The organism is Methylobacterium sp. WL18 (assembly GCF_008040015.1).
Classification (GTDB): domain Bacteria; phylum Pseudomonadota; class Alphaproteobacteria; order Rhizobiales; family Beijerinckiaceae; genus Methylobacterium; species Methylobacterium mesophilicum.
Genome location: NZ_VRVD01001001.1, coordinates 1 through 1,133, shown reverse-complemented (window position 1 = coordinate 1,133; position 1,133 = coordinate 1). Strand labels below are relative to the sequence as shown.

Below are 1,133 nucleotides of genomic sequence, written 5' to 3'. Positions count from 1 at the left end.
CCTCCTGCGCCGTGGCGAAGCCGGAACCCTGGACCAGCCTCGCCATGGTGTTCACCGATCCGCAGGTCGCGGTCGTCGGCGCGCCCTACGAGGCCGACGCCCCCGGCCGCGTGACCGGCACCGTCGATTTCGCCGACCAGGGCCGCGCCCGGGTCGACGGCGCGAATCGCGGCGGCCTGCAGATCTGGGCCGACCGGGACGGCACGCTCCTGGGGGCCGAGATGATCGGGCCGGCGGTCGAACATCTCGCGCATCTGCTCACCCACGCGATCGCGGATGGAAAGACCGCCGCAACTGTCCTGAGCCAGCCCATATACCACCCTACAGTTGAAGAGGGTTTTTCAACGGCATTGTCTGAAATCACACACAGGATGTGCCGGTCTTAGTCTGCGTTCAACGGCATCGTGATTCCGGTTTGATCTTGGCGTCCGGGGAAGCATTGCACTTCACTGCGCCCCCGGTCATATCAGACTAAATGAGCGGGGTGCTTTCCTGATGCCGCCGAAACAGGCCCCCCAAGGCGGCCCCGACCTCGATACGCTCGCGTCCGACGCGCTGGACCGCCTCGACAAGGGTGTGATCGGCCTCGACGCGGACGGCACGGTCGTGGTGTTCAGCGAAGGCGCGAGCACGCTTTCGGGCCTCTCGCGCGAAGCGGTGCTGGGCCGCAACTATTTCCGCGAGGTGATGCCGGGCACGAACGTGCCGAGCTTCCGCGGCCGCTTCCTCTCCGGAACCCGAAGGGGCGCCCTGGACGAGAGCTTCGACTACGTGTTCGGCCGGCTGCCCCAGCCCCTGCGGGCGCGGGTCCACATGCGCCACGGCAAGGCCCCGGAGGCCGGGCCGGTCACGTGGCTGACGATCGACCCGATCGAGAGCCTCGGCGCCGGCCTGTCCCGCGAGGCCGTCATGGCGGCGATCGGCCGGCGGGCGCGGGCCGAGCCGGTGGATGCCAGCCATTGCGAGCGCGAGCCCATCCACATCCCGGGCTCGATCCAGCCCAACGCGGTCATGATCGCGGCCGACGCCGGGACCCTGGAGGTCCTGGCTTTTTCGGCCAACGTCGACGAGATCGTGGATCCCGTGACTCCGCCGCTCGCCGGCCGCCCCCTGGCGGACGTGCTGCCTCCGGA

Annotated in this window: 1 protein-coding gene and 1 pseudogene; both read left to right on the top strand. The window is 69.2% G+C overall.

Translation table 11 applies throughout. The features are described from left to right. A pseudogene (locus FV228_RS30435) lies at nt 1–386 on the top strand (dihydrolipoyl dehydrogenase); the annotation flags it as partial. A 109-nt stretch (nt 387–495) separates the two neighbouring features. Further along, nucleotides 496–1,133, top strand: a 638-nt coding sequence (locus tag FV228_RS30430; RefSeq protein WP_147857817.1) for a PAS domain-containing protein, incomplete at its 3' end; no start/stop codon positions are given.